A 15,407-nucleotide genomic window follows, 5' to 3' on the forward strand; every position below is an offset into this window, starting at 1 on the left:
ATTAATTCCTCCTCACTGTAACAGCTATACCATCTCCCATAGGTATAATTGATGTAATAAATTTATTATTGTCAGATATATTATTTAAGTACTCTCTCATTCTTTTAACTATAGTTATTTTTCTTTTTATAACTAATTTATCCCATGCAACCATTCCCCTGAAAAGTACATTATCAGCCACTATTATTCCATCTTTACCTAATAATTTCAAACAATAGGGTAAAAATTGATTATAGTGTCCTTTTCCTGCATCCATAAATATAAAATCGTATTTTTCTTCTATATTTTTAAGCACTTCCAAACAATCTCCCTCAATAACCTGAATACAATCCGTAAATTTATACTTTTCTATATTTGTTCTGGCAATTTTAACCATATTCTTATCTCTTTCCACTGTAGTTATCAAACTTTTTTTTCCAGAACTTATACTCATTAAAATTGCAGAATAACCAATGGCTGTTCCAAGTTCCAAAATCTTCAAAGGTTTTTTTATATTTATCATGAGCTCTAAAAATCTCGCTACTTCTTTTTGAACTATGGGCACGGAATTCTCCTTTGCATAGTCCTCCAATTCTTTTAATGAATCATTATGTTCTTCTATTAATGACCTTATATAACACTCTATATAATCATGTGCAACATTACTCATTTTTCCCTCCCAAAAATCAATCTCCCTGGGTAGCCTTTTTTACCTGTAAAAACTTTTCGTTATCATCCGTAAAAAAATGTGTGCCATCATTATTGGAAACAAAATAAAGATAGTTTGTATTAGAAGGTTTTATAGCTGCCAGAATACATCCTTTTCCAGGATTGCATATAGGCCCCTCTGGAAGTCCCTGTACTTTATAGGTATTATACACAGAATCAACTTCCAAATCTTTATAATATAATTTATCCTTATGCACTCCCAGGGCATATAATACTGTGGCACAAGATTGAAGCTTCATTCCTTTTTGTAATCTGTTATAAAACACAGAAGCTGCTTTTCCTCTTTCTTCTGGAATTTCTACTTCTTTTTCCACTATGGAAGCCATGGTTATTATATCATCAAGATTATTACCTTTTAACTGTACACCGGTATCCTGCTCTATTTCTTCTATAACTGAAGTAAACCTATCCAGCATAATATCAATTATAGCTTTTCCGTTACTTCCCTTCAAAAGCTCATAAGTATCTGGAAACAGATATCCCTCTAAATTATATCTTTTTTTAGAATCTCCTTTTATAAAATCAGGTAATTTATAATTTTTACAGCTTTTTAAAAAATCTGTACTTGATATTATATCTTTTTTCTCTAAAATACTTCCTATATGTTCTATATCATATCCCTCAGGTATTAAAACTTTCACAGGTTCATCATCCCTAATTCCCATTTTTAAGTAGGTTTGAAATTTATCTATAGATATATTTTTTGAAAAAGAATATTTTCCCTGTTTTACTTCAATATTTCCAAAATGTCTATTTATATACCATTTTAATATGAGTGCATTTTTTACCAATTTTTCTTCCTCTAATTTATCTACAACCTGTGATAAATTTTTTTCACCATTTATATTAATACTAACTTTTTTTTCATTAGATTTAAGTGGATATTTTATATTTTCTGCTACAAAATATAAAATTCCCACTACTATAATTAAAGCCAAACTACAAAGCAAAAAAATACTTTTTAAGTTTTTTTTCACCATTAACAACCCTTCCTATTTTTTTCTCATGGCTTTCCTTCTCTGTTCTGAATTTAATATCTTCTTTCTCATTCTTATACTTTTAGGAGTTACTTCCACCAGTTCATCTGATGCTATAAACTCCAGTGACTTTTCCAGAGTCATTTCATTTAAAGGCACTAATTTTAAGGCTTCATCAGCTCCTGAAGATCTGGTATTTGACAGATGCTTTTTCTTGCATACATTTACCTCTATATCCTCCGCTCTAGAACACTCTCCAGCTATCATTCCTTCATATACTTCTACTCCTGGTCCTATAAACAATGTTCCTCTTTCCTGGGCATTATAGAGTCCATAGGTTATAGATGTTCCCGTTTCAAATACCACAAGCGATCCCCTTGTTCTTTCGGGTATGTCCCCTTTATATTCTTCATAATCATCCAATAGGTGGTTCATTATGCCATTTCCTTTAGTATCCGTCATAAATTCATTTCTAAATCCAATAAGTCCCCTTGCAGGTATTTTAAACTCCAATCTAACATAGCCATTTACTGCAGAAGTCATATTTACCATATTAGCCTTTCTAGGCCCTAATTTCTCCATAACTACTCCCATAAATTCTTCTGGCACGTCTATAATAAGATGTTCAATAGGCTCTAACTTTTTTCCATTTTTTTCTTTAAATATAACTGTAGGTTTTGAAACCTGAAACTCATAACCTTCTCTTCTCATAGTTTCTATTAATATTGAAAGATGAAGTTCTCCTCTTCCGCTTACCTTAAAGCAGTCAGGTGAATCAGTCTCTTCCACTCTAAGGGATACATTAGTTTCCAGTTCTCTCATAAGTCTGTCCCTTAGATGTCTAGAAGTTACAAAATTTCCTTCTCTCCCAGCAAAAGGAGAATCATTTACCATAAAGTTCATACTCAATGTAGGCTCATCTATGCTAACAAAAGCAATAGCTTCAGGTTTTGATATATCTGCAATAGTTTCTCCTATATTTATATCCTGAATGCCAGAAACTGCAACTATATCCCCAAGTTTAGCCTCATTTACCTCTTCCTTCTTAAGTCCGTTATAAGTATATAAATTAGATACCTTTACATTTTCTATTTTGTTTCCTTTTCTTATCAGTGCAACCTGCTGATTTTTCTTTATAGTTCCCCTAGTTATTTTCCCCACACCTATCCTGCCTACATACTCATTATGATCTATTGTGGTCACGAGCATTTGCAGGGGCATATCTATATATCCTTCAGGTGCAGGAACATTTTTTATTATAGTATCAAACAAAGGCTCCATGGTAGTTGAATCATCTTCTATTTCATACTTTGCAAAACCTGCCTTTGCAGAACAGTATACTACCTGAAAGTCAAGCTGGGAATCACTAGCACCTAATTCTACAAATAAATCAAATATTTCATCCAAAACCTCAGAAGCTCTTGCATCGGGTCTATCTATTTTATTTATCACAACTATTGGTTCTAATTTTAATTCCAGTGCCTTTTTTAAAACAAATTTTGTTTGGGGCATAGGTCCTTCATAGGCATCCACTACTAATAAAACACTATCTACCATCTCCAGTACACGCTCAACCTCTCCTCCAAAATCAGCATGTCCCGGGGTGTCTACAATATTTATTTTAACTCCTTTATGTATTACAGAAGTATTTTTTGAAAGTATAGTAATTCCTCTTTCTCTTTCAAGGTCATTGGAATCCATAACCCTTTCTTCTATCTTTTCATTTTCTCTAAATATATTACTCTGTCTTAAAAGTGCATCTACCAATGTGGTTTTACCATGGTCAACATGGGCAATTATTGCCACATTTCTTATGTCATTTCTTGTAAATAAATCCATTATTATTCCTCCAATTTGAAATTAGGTATATGTATATGAGAATAAATATATCAAAATATACACGCATACTGAAAAAATTGGATACTTTCCTGTATCCAATTAAAATTATAATACTCATTTTAATATTATAGTATTAAAATGTCAACTTTACAAATATTCTTGATAAATTAATACTATACTTCCATAATTATAGGTAATATCATGGGTTTTCTCTTTGTCTTTTCATACAAAAATAACCTAAGTACTTCTTTTACATTAGACTTTATATTTGCCCATTCAGTGATGTGTTTTTTTTCACATTCATTCAAAGCATTTCTTACCAATTCCTTTGCTTCTTCCATTAAATCCTCAGACTCTCTAACATAAACAAAACCTCTAGATATTATATCAGGTCCTGCAATAACAGTTCCACTTTCTTTCTCCATAGTAATCACTACTGTAAGTATTCCATCCTGAGACAGATGTTTTCTATCTCTTAAAACTATATTTCCTACATCTCCTACCCCAAGTCCATCTACAAATACCTGTCCAGATACTACTGTACCATTTTTTCTTATAGAATCTTTGGAAACTTCTATAACATCACCATTATCTGCTATAACTACATTATTGGGAGAAAGTCCAAGACTTACAGCTAAATCTGCATGTTGTTTTAAATGCCTGTATTCTCCATGTATCGGTATGAAAAATTTGGGTTTTACAATAGTGTGTATTAATTTCAATTCTTCCTGACAAGCATGACCGGATACATGAACATCTGCCAGAGCCTCATATATTACCTCTGCTCCTTTTTTAAACAATTGATTTATAACTCTGGAAATTAATTTTTCATTTCCAGGTATGGAATTAGCTGAAATTATTATAGTATCTCCTGGAATAATATTTACTTTTTTGTGTTCGGAAGCTGCCATTCTCGAAAGAGCTGACATAGGTTCCCCTTGACTTCCCGTAGTTATTATAGCTATTTTATTGCCATCATATTTATTTATATTATCTATACTTATAATTGTATTTTTTTTAATATCTAAATATCCCAGTTCTGTAGCCACTTCTACTATATTTTCCATGCTTCTCCCAGAAACTGCTACCTTTCTGTCATACTTTTCTGCTGCAGTAATAACCTGTTGTATTCTGTGAATATTGGAAGCAAAAGTTGCTACTATTATCCTACTTTTTGCAGAAGCAAAAAATTTTTCAAAAGCCTCTCCCACAGTTCTTTCAGACATGGTATAACCTGGTCTTTCTACATTGGTACTATCACACAGCATAACAGTTACACCTTTTTTACCAAGTTCTGCAAATCTGGCTAAATCAATTACACTTCCATCAATAGGTGTATAATCAACTTTAAAATCTCCTGTATGAAGTATAATACCTACCGAGGTGTGTATAGCAATAGCCGTTGAATCCGCTATACTGTGACTGGTTCTTATAAATTCTACCCACATACTTTCTAGCTTAATTACATCTTTCGCTTTTACATATTTAAGATCTACCGAATTAATTAAATTGTGTTCTTTTAATTTGGTTTGAACAATGCCAAGGGTTAATTTGGTACCGTACACTGGCACATTAATTTCTTTAAGAACATAAGGTAATGCCCCTATATGATCTTCATGTCCATGGGTTAAAAATATTCCTTTTACCCTGTCAACATTTTTTTTCAGGTAAGTAATATCAGGTATAACCACGTCTATACCCAACATTTCTTCATCAGGAAATTTCAAACCACAATCAATTAATATTATATCATTTTTAAATTCTATTACCGTAAGATTTTTCCCGATTTCACCTAATCCACCTAGTGGAATAATTTTTACTTTTTCTTTTTCTTTACGCAAAAAAATCTTCCCTCCTTCTCTTTGTATTTATTTATATTTATTTTGATTTTTTTGTACATTCACTGCATATACCATAAAATTTCAGACTATGATTTAGGATTTTAAAATTATATTTTTCTTCTATTTTTTTCTCCAAAGACTCCAAAAGATCATCAGTTACTTCAATTATTTTAGAACATTTGGTACATATTAGATGATGATGATGATGATTTTCTTCTCTATGAACTATTTCATATCTATTGCATCCATCATTTAAATCCAATTTGCATATGACTCCTATTTCCTCTAAAAGCTGTACAGTCCTATAAACCGTAGCCAGGCCAATTTCAGGACAGTCAATTTTTACCTGATCATATATCTGCTCTGTAGTAAGATGTTTTCCTTCATTCTTTATTATAATATCCACTACAGCCCGTCTTTGTGGTGTAAGTTTATATCCCTTTTCTTTCAAACTATTTTTTAATCTCTCTATTTCTGAAGTAGAAAGCCTCGACATTACTATACCCCGTTTCACCTTAAATTTTAAAATATTCCTAAAATAAACTATCACAGTATAAGTCTAATATAGCTTAATATGGTTGTCAATTGAAAATCAGTTAATATCAAAACTAAAAGCTATAGACCTGATTATAGCCTTTAGTTTTAACATTAACGACCTATTTTAATCATTAAACAAAGCTTCATAAACTTCTGAAACTTGGTTGAATTCATCCTCATCTTCCACTGTTACAAGCATTTCACTTCCATTTCCCTCTTCAACTATTTTTAGTACTATTGCCTCCTTGGAATCTTTATTTTCCTCTGGCACTACAATTATATACTCTTTATCTTCTATATCAAATTTAGTTACCACTTGAAATTTAACCTTATCCCCATTTTCATCTTCCAGCATTAAACTACTAATATCATTTTCCATATTAAAATTACCTCTCTTATAAAAAATTAATCTGAAAGCTACTTTTATTTTGAAATTCTATCTAAATATCCTTGTAATATATAAGTAGCTGCCATTTTATCCACTATTTTTTTTCTCTTTGCCCTAGATAAATCTGCTTCCAGCATAGCTCTATTAGCAGCCACTGTAGTAAGTCTCTCATCCCACATTTTTATAGGCAAATTTATAACTTTCTCTATGATATTGCAAAATTTTAATACCTTTTCACTTTGAGATCCCAAAGTTCCATTCATATTTTTAGGTAAGCCACAAACAATTATTTCCACCTTATATTTATCACATATGGCTTTTAGTTCCTCAATATCCTTATCTTCCCCTTTTCTCCTAATAGTAGTAATGCCCTGAGCAGTTATCCCCAAGGGATCACTTAAAGCTACTCCTATAGTTTTATTTCCTATATCTAATCCAAGTATTCTCAAATTTTTACTCTCCTAATTTTTATTATTGTTATATTTAAAATAAAAATGTCCAAAAAGGACATTTTTATTTTATACCTAAATATACTTTTAAAACTTCCTCAAGTATTTCATCTCTCTCAAGCTTCCTAACTAATGACCTTGCTCCATTATAATTTGTTATATAAGTCGGATCACCTGAAATCAAATATCCTACTAATTGATTTACAGGATTATATCCTTTTTTAATTAGCGAATCATAAACTTCAGTTAATATTTCTCTAGTCAAAGCCTTTTTACTTTCAGAAATATCAAACTGAATGGTATTGTCCTTGCTCATATATATCACCCCGCTAACAATTCTAATTAAATATATTATAAAACATATTTTATAAAATGTATACTACTTAACTATTTTTCCCATAATCATACTGCATTTTCCTATTGCTTCTTCTAATTTATTTGGAAGTTTTCCACCAGCTTGAGCCATATCAGGTCTACCGCCTCCACCTCCTCCAGTGATAGCTGCCACTTCTTTTATAATTTTACCACAATGAACTCCTTTTTCCACTGCATCTTTAGTTGCCATAGCTACTAAGTTCACTTTCCCTTCTATGCTACTCCCTAGTAAAACCATGGAATTTTGTGACTTGCTTCTAATTTTATCTGCCAATTCTCTAAGTGCATTTCCATCTACATCCTTTAATACTCCTGTAAACAGATTTATACCTTTCACAATCTTAACACTATTTAAAATACTATCTTCTGCACTACCCGCTAATTTTATTTTCAACTCTTCCAGTTCTTTTTTCACTTCTCTCAACTCATTAAATTGTAAATCTAATTTATGAACAATTTCTTTTTCAGAGCATTTAAATTTATTTGTTATTTCTTTTAGCATATCACTTTTTGAATATAAATATTCAACTGCTTCTCTTCCAGTAACAGCTTCTATTCTCCTTATGCCTGCAGCTATTCCCGATTCTGAGACTATTTTAAACATACCTATTTCTCCAGAATTACTTACATGAGTACCTCCGCAAAGTTCCCTGCTGAAATCTCCTATTGAAACAACTCTTACCTCATCTGAGTATTTACTATCGAAAATTGCTATTGCTCCACTTTTTTTTGCTTCTTCTAAACACATCAAAGTAGTATTCACGGCCTTTGCCTCTCTTATATTTTCATTTACTAAATCTTCAATTTTTCTTAGTTGTTTATCATTTAAGGCCTCAAAATGGTTAAAATCAAATCTTAATCTATGTTCATTCACATAGGAACCGGATTGATGTACATGTTCTCCCAAAACCCTTCTTAAAGATTCTCCCAAAAGATGGGTGGAAGTATGATTTCTTCTTATATCATCTCTTCTATTTTTATCTACTTTTAATAAAACAGTATCTTCTAAACTTACACTTCCTGAAAATACTTCAACAAAATGAAGTATTTTTCCTGCCACATTATTTTTGCAGTCTACTACTTTACCTTCAAAATTTTCATTGTATATAATGCCTTTATCTCCTACCTGTCCTCCCATTTCTGCATAAAACGGCGTGTTCTCCACTAATATAACACCTTTTTCTCCCTGACCTAAAAGAGAAACAAACTCTCCTTCTTTTATCATAAGTTTAACCTTTGAAGTGGACTGCAGGCTATCATAACCTTGGAATACAGTATTTATGTGTAGAGGAATCTTATTTAACACAGTATCTTCGGCTCCCATGTAATTGGTTTCTGCTCTAGCAGATCTTGCCATTTCTCTTTGATTCTGCATTTTTTTATTGAATTCTTTTAAATCTACATTCATATTTTTTTCCTGCAGTATTTCTTCAGTAAGTTCAATAGGAAAACCATATGTATCATATAATTTAAAGGCCTTTTCTCCTTCAAGCAGCAAACTATTGCTATTTTCCAATTCTTCTATAAATTCATTTAGAATCTTTATTCCACTATCTATTGTTTCATCAAATCTCTCTTCTTCCAATCTTATAATTTTTTTTATGTACTCTTCTCTCTCTTTCAATTTAGGGTAGCTCTCATAGGAATTATCTATAACAACACTGGAAAGTTTATATAAGAATCTATCATTTATACCCAGGGATTTACCATGTTTTGCGGCTCTTCTTAAGAGCCTTCTAAGCACATATCCCCGTCCTTCATTGGATGGAAGTATACCGTCACTTATCATAAAAGTAATACTTCTTATATGATCTGTTATTACTCTTATAGATATATCGTTATTTTTGTCTTCATTGTATTTTATTCCAAATATATTACATACTTCTTTTAGTATAGCATTTATAGTATCTACTTCAAATATACTATTTTCTCCCTGCATTATAGTTGCCATTCTCTCAAGTCCCATGCCTGTATCTATATTAGGATTTGAAAGTCTATTATAATTCCCATGTTCATCTTTGTCAAATTGAGTAAAAACCAAATTCCAGAATTCAACTATTTTATCATTATCAGCTGCTTCTACAAATTCCTCTACATTATTTATTTTTTCCTGTACTCTATCATAATAAATCTCCGAACAAGGACCACAAGGACCTACTCCATGCTCCCAGAAATTATCTTCTTTCCCCAGTCTAAAAATCTTTGAAGGATCCACATCTGTACTTTTTACCCATATATCATAAGCTTCATCATCATCTAAATATATTGTAACATATAATCTATCTTTAGGAAGTTTCAAAACTTCCGTAATAAATTCCCAAGCCCATGGAATTGCTTCTTCTTTAAAATAATCTCCAAAGGAAAAATTTCCCAGCATCTCAAAAAAAGTACCGTGTCTTGAAGTCTTCCCCACATTTTCAATATCCCCAGTCCTTATACACTTTTGACAGGTAGCTACTCTTTTACTAGGTGGAACCTTAAGTCCTGTAAAATAAGGCTTAAGTGGAGCCATACCTGCATTTATCAAAAGCAAACTTTTATCATTTTGAGGAACTAGAGAAAAGCTGGGTAATCTTAAATGTGCTTTTTTTTCAAAAAAGTTTAAATATATTTCTCTAATTTGATTTAATCCTAATTTTTCCACATATATCTCTCCTTTTTTCACTAATATTATATATTTAATTAATAAATGATTTTTTAAAAATAAAAAGCTCCCATCCATAAAAGGGACGAAAGTTTTTTCGCGGTACCACCCTAATTATATAGATTTAAACCTATAAAATCCATATCTCTCAAACACCATAATAGGCTCCTAGACAGCCTTCAATAAACCTTATATCAGAAGCTTCACACCACCTGCTTCCTCTCTTTCATATAAGAGTATATTTACTTCTTCTATTCACTGCCACATATCCATTTATGGTACAAATTATAATTTAAATACACTTTTATGTCAACATCAGACTCTATATTAACCATAATAAATATATAAAAATTTACAACTATAAACTATATAAGTAAGATATATTCATTCCAGGTAAATTTCACCGGAACGCTCCACAAGCTGCCGGGTGGTCTGTGCATAGCTGGAGATTACCACCAGTGGCATCTTCAGTTCGTGTGAAACGTTACCAAGAAATTCGATTTTCATACGGTTGAGACTTGCAAGTGCTTCCTTTTCCGTAGTTACTTTTTGCTCAATTTCCTTTGCTTCGGCTATCAGGAGGTTGTCCGTCAGAAACAGCGAAACTGCGCTAGCACAAAAACCATCATGGGAGCTTTCGGATACAAGTCCCCAAAAACATTGTTGTACATCAGAATATCGCTCACTGCTGCAAGGTAAAACACCGTAATTCCTTACAAAGCGGTGGCCTGCTCTTTGGTAGGGCAACGCATCTTCCAGAAAAGACCCGCAACGGCACAGACTATGCAAACCACAAACAACGTCTGATAGAAGATTAGTACTGATGTGTAAAAAATCGAATCGCCAAAAAGCAAACACGCACCACACACCATACTCAGGTATTCCAGCATAAAAGACAAGTTCCCCGCCATAAAGGAAAAATGCATCCACACCTGACTTGGAATGCACACGTGCAGCGCCGTGGCAAGGCGGACTAGATATCTTCGTCTGCAATTGCAACAGATAGATGTAGAATAGCAGCACCGCTACAATTAGAATCATAGCCAATTTATGCTTTTGGAGTATATTCTGAAAGCAACATAAATTTGAATCCCTCTACATGACCCAGTACCAGCAAACGTGCAGCTAGGGGCAAAGTAAATTATTAATAGTCATTCTGAGTGTTTTCAATGTTACACAACTGACTTTTGTAACATTAACGTTCTTTATTTAGCAGTGATTTTATCTATTTTATATGAAAAGCTTAATTTGAATGCTACTTAATATTAAGAAATTATTTTATTATGTAACATAATTTCTACTTTGACCCTGGTTACAGAGCTGCTGGTATCACCCCTGGTTATATTGTTTTTTAACCCTACTCATTTACATTTCAATACAATCATTTCCTTTATATTCCGACAATGGTATCTGTCATAAGTGCTGCTCTTTTATATCTGTTTACAATTGTCGCAATAACCTGGGCAGCACGTTTTAATTCATCCTTGTTGTGAGTTGACATCAAGGCTACACGAAGCCTTGCACACCCTTTCTTAACAGTTGGATAACGAATTGCCGAAATATAATAACCTTGTTCGAATAATTCCTTGGATATCTCCATTGCAATTTTTTCATCACCTATAAGAATAGGAATAATAGCAGTCTTAGAATCAGCCTCAATTCCCGCTTCTCTTAAACGGCTGCAGAAATATTGAATATTTTCCTGTAATGCCTGTACTCTCTGTGGCTCATCCATGATTAATTCGATGGATTTTATTGAAGCTGCCATAACAGCTGGAGACAACGACGTTGAAAATATAAAGCTGCGAGATTTATTTTTTAGATATTCAATCAATTTTTGTTTTCCACAAACAAATCCCCCCTCGCTACCAATGGCCTTACTTAAGGTACCCATTATAATGTCGGGTTTTCGTGTCATATGAAAATATTCCATTGTTCCATGGCCACTCTCTCCAATTACTCCTGTGGCATGCGCTTCATCAATCATAGAAAATAGCCCATACTTATCTGCAATTTCTACCAATTGTGGCAAATTGACAATATCTCCATCCATGCTAAATACGGCATCGCTTACTATTAAACCTTTACCACATAGATTTTGTTTGATTTTATTCTCTAAGTCATTCATATCATTATGACGATACACTACAATTTTTGCCTTACTTAAACGACATCCATCAATTATACTTGCATGATTCAACTCATCACTAAAAATAACATCATCTTTTGAATATAATGCAGAAATAATTCCTATATTTGCTGTATACCCAGTATTATAAACTAAAGCTGCCTCAGTTCCTTTAAATATTGCAATAAGCTTCTCTAATTGATTGTGTAAGTTTATCGTCCCCGTAGTTAGCCTGGAACCACCAGAACCAACCCCATATTTCTCCATAGCTTTTAGTGCATAATTTTTTACCTGCGGATCATTAGACATATCCAAATAGTTGTTAGAGGCTAGCATAATCATGTCTTTTCCTTCAAAAGTGATATGCGCACTTTGTGCCGACTTAATTTCATTCATAATTCGGTACAGATGATTATATTTTAAATTCTCCAATGTCTTATCTATAAAATGCCATTTATTTTTTGTACTTTCTTCTGTTTTATCTGGCTTATTTAATATAGAAGGTATATTTTTAACCAATACCTTCTGTTTCTCTATATAATCGATGCAATCTTGAACTTGGGAATGATCTCCTCTATAAAGAAAAATCCGTCCTCCGTCCTGACTTGCCATTCCCTTCAATTTGCTAATGCGCATGTATCCATTTTCCTTTGACGTCACATAACCTGTTACATAATCAGGATCATCAGAAATGCAGATTTCACCAATAATATTAGGGGCATGTGCCACCTTGGTAGCCAATATGATTGCTTCATTATAGTGATTCTTTATATCCTTTTTTTCTTGCATTGTAAAATTATATTCATCCATATAGGTAGCTCGAATCCCTCTATCTTTATTAGGTTCCAATCTTTCTAATGTATCTACATTCAATAGCATGGCACCACTCATAGTATAAGTGTCCTTTAATTTCTCTAAAACAGCCGAAGCATTGGTAATACCCATTTTTTCTAATATAGTTAATAACTTTTGAATACCCTCTTGGTAACTATCTACATTCACTGTAGTAACAGGTAATGCATCAAGAAATAAAATATCTTCTTGATTTACTTTTTCAATTTTTATATTTATAAAATCTGCTTTGCTTTTTGAGTGATATAATGCTCTAGTTAATAAAGCTTCAGAATATATAGAAAGGCTGTCTTCTCTTGTTATTTTTTCTGCACCTGAAATATGTTTTTCTATTCCATCTTCACTTTTACTTGCTCTCATTTTTAAACTATATAAATCCATTCAATTCACCTGATTTCTTAGCATTTAGACTTAAATATTTGATACTACAGTGGTAAACAACTATTTTTTAAGAATATAATTAGTATATATATGACCCGCTTATTTGTCAACATTTTAATACATATTAGTTTACAATCCAATCAGGAGTATGAAAGAAAATAGCAAATTCAATGTGCGCCAAGTAAATGTGTTAATGGAGCAAATTTCAAAAATATTCAAATTGGGGTCTTACGCATAGAGTCCCTTATAGTAAAGTATTTTATCATGTAATAGTAGACAAACCCCTCTCTAAAAATTTTAGAGAGGAGCGTTAACTTGTTTAGTGACCATCTCTTTAAAGAGATTTATGTCCATTTTTACCATGCAGCTATAGCATTAGCATTATTACCATATTTGTTTATTAACCAAGCACCAGTACCAGCTATAGATGTAGCTGTAAATCCAAAAGTACCTGTAAAATCAAATTAATCATAAAAATCCTCCTTTCAATTTATTTAATTAATATTGAAAAACTTACATAATTAGTTTCGAAACTCACCATTAGATATTAGTACCTATACATAATATTACATAAAAGTTAATACCAAAATATTTAATATTTTATGTTATTTATACAAGCCTACAATATTAAAAATATCACATATTTTATTCATATTCAACTATTACCATGTTATAAGTAATATTACAATACTTGAAATAATTACATATTTCTGCACGGAATTACAAAATAGAAGATTTTAGAAAGTTACTGGTTAGATTTGTAAAGTAAGATTCTTTCTATCTAGGGCTTATTAAGTTCGCGTGTGATTCTATTGCTTTTACAAAGATTAACGTTATTTAAGGATAAGCTCTTAGTAACAAACAATAAAAAAACTGAAAGTAGATTTAGAGTAGTTGAAGTTACTAATTACCATTGTAAATGAAATAGCATCACGAGTGTTGATTATCCAAAATACGTAAATAAAAAGGTATGAAAATGAGGTCATCCTATGGTAATATTAATTTGCTGAGAAAAAATACTACTGTTTAGGAGAGTGACCTCATGAGAAATAATACCACTATATTTGATATATTTCAAACACTTTTAAAAAAAGAAGAAGTAATTACAGTATGTGCGGTTTTAGGCTATAAGGATACATCAAGAAAATTCACAGTATATGATTTGTTTCAATTTTTTATAGCGACAGCAACTAATGAATACAAAAGTTTTAGAGCTGGTTCAGATTTTATGAATGAAGCTGGATTAAGAGCAGTTGATTATTCCACAATTTCGAAGAAAGCAGCAAATGTAGATTATAAAATAGCTAAGAAATTATTTGAGATTCTTATAACTAAATGCAATCGTTCAACTCGAAGAATACTTAAATTACCAAAAGATTTATTAGCAGTAGATTCCACTACTATAACTGTTGGTGAAGGCAGATTGAAATAGGCAAAGTTCAAAGGTAATAAGTCAGGAATAAAGCTGCATGTGGCTCTTAATGTAAATACTTTAATGCCTCAAAAAGTCATTGAAACTACTGCAAACAAACATGATGGTCCAATAGGTGAAAAACTTATTAATACAGATTGTATCTTGGTAGAAGATAGAGCTTATGGGAAACATAAGAGATATGATATGTTTAAATCTATAAAACAAGCATTTGTCATAAGAATCAAAGACAATATAACTCTAAGTTATCCAAAAAACATAAAAAGTTTAAGAACTGAAAATTCTAATATAATCAAGGATGTTACTTGTTATCTTGGAGAAGGCTCTTCTAAAACTGAAAATAGATTTAGAGTTGTTCAATTTAGTGACTTCTATGGAAAATCCATAAGGGTATGTACTAACTTAATGGCCATTACACCTGAAAAAATTGCAGATATCTATAAAGAAAGATGGAAAGTTGAAAGCTTTTTTAGATTTATAAAGCAAAATTTGAATGTTAAAAGATTGTTTGGAACAAGTGAAAATGCAGTTTACAATCAACTTTTTATAGCTTTAATTGCGTATGTATTACTTCATTTTTCTTATGTTAATGTGTCTCAAAATTTGAAATTTGTTAAGTTATCATTTTGTGAGTTTGTTAGAAAACTTCTTAATTCTACACTTCAAGACGAAGTTCAAGTATGCATTGACTTATTATTTAAAAATATCAATAATTATCAAATTTGTTTATGGTGAAAAATGGTTAATCAACATGTGTGAAATAGCATATTAATCCCCCATCTGAGATGGGGTGAACGAAATAAGCAGTAGCTTTGCATAGAGTAGAAAACCTCCAATAATATAATAATACTGGTTT

Annotated in this window: 13 protein-coding genes, 1 pseudogene and 1 other annotated feature; of the genes and pseudogenes, 3 read left to right on the top strand and 11 right to left on the bottom strand. The window is 31.7% G+C overall.

What is annotated here, in order from left to right:
* Window position 1: 1 nt before the first annotated feature.
* From AB3K27_RS12380 to bioF, 11 genes are all read right to left on the bottom strand, one after another.
* The gene (locus AB3K27_RS12380; protein WP_368487737.1) at window positions 2-649 is read right to left on the bottom strand and encodes an O-methyltransferase; all 648 of its coding nucleotides are present in this window, start codon (window positions 647-649) and stop codon (window positions 2-4) included.
* Window positions 650-665: 16 nt separating this feature from the next.
* A complete protein-coding gene (mltG, locus tag AB3K27_RS12385) occupies window positions 666-1,688 on the bottom strand; it encodes an endolytic transglycosylase MltG (RefSeq protein ID WP_368487738.1) in 1,023 nt (340 codons plus the stop codon).
* 12 nt (window positions 1,689-1,700) lie between these two features.
* Window positions 1,701-3,524, bottom strand: a complete 1,824-nt coding sequence (gene typA, locus AB3K27_RS12390) for a translational GTPase TypA (RefSeq protein WP_368487739.1) — start codon at window positions 3,522-3,524, stop codon at window positions 1,701-1,703.
* A 173-nt stretch (window positions 3,525-3,697) separates the two neighbouring features.
* Window positions 3,698-5,365, bottom strand: a complete 1,668-nt coding sequence (locus AB3K27_RS12395) for a ribonuclease J (protein WP_368487740.1) — start codon at window positions 5,363-5,365, stop codon at window positions 3,698-3,700.
* A gap of 37 nt (window positions 5,366-5,402) precedes the next feature.
* A complete protein-coding gene (locus tag AB3K27_RS12400; protein WP_368487741.1) occupies window positions 5,403-5,861 on the bottom strand; it encodes a Fur family transcriptional regulator in 459 nt (152 codons plus the stop codon).
* A gap of 165 nt (window positions 5,862-6,026) precedes the next feature.
* Window positions 6,027-6,281, bottom strand: coding sequence for a DUF1292 domain-containing protein (locus AB3K27_RS12405; protein ID WP_368487742.1), 255 nt, complete (start codon window positions 6,279-6,281; stop codon window positions 6,027-6,029).
* A 44-nt stretch (window positions 6,282-6,325) separates the two neighbouring features.
* Entirely contained in the window at window positions 6,326-6,739 is a 414-nt protein-coding gene (gene ruvX / locus AB3K27_RS12410) for a Holliday junction resolvase RuvX (RefSeq protein ID WP_368487743.1), read from the bottom strand.
* A gap of 64 nt (window positions 6,740-6,803) precedes the next feature.
* Window positions 6,804-7,055, bottom strand: a complete 252-nt coding sequence (locus AB3K27_RS12415; protein WP_368487744.1) for an IreB family regulatory phosphoprotein — start codon at window positions 7,053-7,055, stop codon at window positions 6,804-6,806.
* Window positions 7,056-7,118: 63 nt separating this feature from the next.
* A complete protein-coding gene (gene alaS / locus AB3K27_RS12420) occupies window positions 7,119-9,758 on the bottom strand; it encodes an alanine--tRNA ligase (protein ID WP_368487745.1) in 2,640 nt (879 codons plus the stop codon).
* A gap of 78 nt (window positions 9,759-9,836) precedes the next feature.
* Window positions 9,837-10,026, bottom strand: a binding site (T-box leader).
* A gap of 116 nt (window positions 10,027-10,142) precedes the next feature.
* Window positions 10,143-10,799: a hypothetical protein gene (locus AB3K27_RS12425; RefSeq protein ID WP_368487746.1), complete on the bottom strand. Its 657-nt coding sequence runs from the start codon at window positions 10,797-10,799 to the stop codon at window positions 10,143-10,145.
* A 349-nt stretch (window positions 10,800-11,148) separates the two neighbouring features.
* Complete coding sequence (gene bioF, locus AB3K27_RS12430; RefSeq protein ID WP_368487747.1) at window positions 11,149-13,119, bottom strand: 8-amino-7-oxononanoate synthase; 1,971 nt, start codon at window positions 13,117-13,119, stop codon at window positions 11,149-11,151.
* A 315-nt stretch (window positions 13,120-13,434) separates the two neighbouring features.
* On the opposite strand from bioF, the gene AB3K27_RS12435 reads away from it, so the two are divergent.
* From AB3K27_RS12435 to AB3K27_RS12445, 3 genes and pseudogenes are all read left to right on the top strand, one after another.
* On the top strand, window positions 13,435-13,587 hold the full coding sequence (locus tag AB3K27_RS12435; protein WP_368487748.1) for a hypothetical protein: 153 nt from the start codon (window positions 13,435-13,437) through the stop codon (window positions 13,585-13,587).
* Window positions 13,588-14,161: 574 nt separating this feature from the next.
* A complete protein-coding gene (locus AB3K27_RS12440) occupies window positions 14,162-14,551 on the top strand; it encodes a hypothetical protein (protein WP_368487749.1) in 390 nt (129 codons plus the stop codon).
* A gap of 15 nt (window positions 14,552-14,566) precedes the next feature.
* Window positions 14,567-15,286 (top strand): annotated as a pseudogene (locus tag AB3K27_RS12445) (IS4 family transposase); the annotation flags it as partial.
* Window positions 15,287-15,407: the final 121 nt, after the last annotated feature.

Origin of the sequence: Clostridium sp. BJN0013 (genome assembly GCF_040939125.1) — a bacterium.
Classification (GTDB): Bacteria; Bacillota; Clostridia; order Clostridiales; family Clostridiaceae; genus Clostridium_B.

What these genes read in the sequence shown, in the direction of transcription:
- AB3K27_RS12425 (WP_368487746.1), bottom strand. Translation starts at nt 10,799, where the DNA reads ATGATTCTAATTGTAGCGGTGCTGCTATTCTACATCTATCTGTTGCAA.
- mltG (WP_368487738.1), bottom strand. Translation starts at nt 1,688, where the DNA reads ATGGTGAAAAAAAACTTAAAAAGTATTTTTTTGCTTTGTAGTTTGGCT.
- AB3K27_RS12380 (WP_368487737.1), bottom strand. Translation starts at nt 649, where the DNA reads ATGAGTAATGTTGCACATGATTATATAGAGTGTTATATAAGGTCATTA.
- AB3K27_RS12400 (WP_368487741.1), bottom strand. Translation starts at nt 5,861, where the DNA reads ATGTCGAGGCTTTCTACTTCAGAAATAGAGAGATTAAAAAATAGTTTG.
- bioF (WP_368487747.1), bottom strand. Translation starts at nt 13,119, where the DNA reads ATGGATTTATATAGTTTAAAAATGAGAGCAAGTAAAAGTGAAGATGGA.
- typA (WP_368487739.1), bottom strand. Translation starts at nt 3,524, where the DNA reads ATGGATTTATTTACAAGAAATGACATAAGAAATGTGGCAATAATTGCC.
- AB3K27_RS12405 (WP_368487742.1), bottom strand. Translation starts at nt 6,281, where the DNA reads ATGGAAAATGATATTAGTAGTTTAATGCTGGAAGATGAAAATGGGGAT.
- AB3K27_RS12440 (WP_368487749.1), top strand. Translation starts at nt 14,162, where the DNA reads ATGAGAAATAATACCACTATATTTGATATATTTCAAACACTTTTAAAA.
- AB3K27_RS12415 (WP_368487744.1), bottom strand. Translation starts at nt 7,055, where the DNA reads ATGAGCAAGGACAATACCATTCAGTTTGATATTTCTGAAAGTAAAAAG.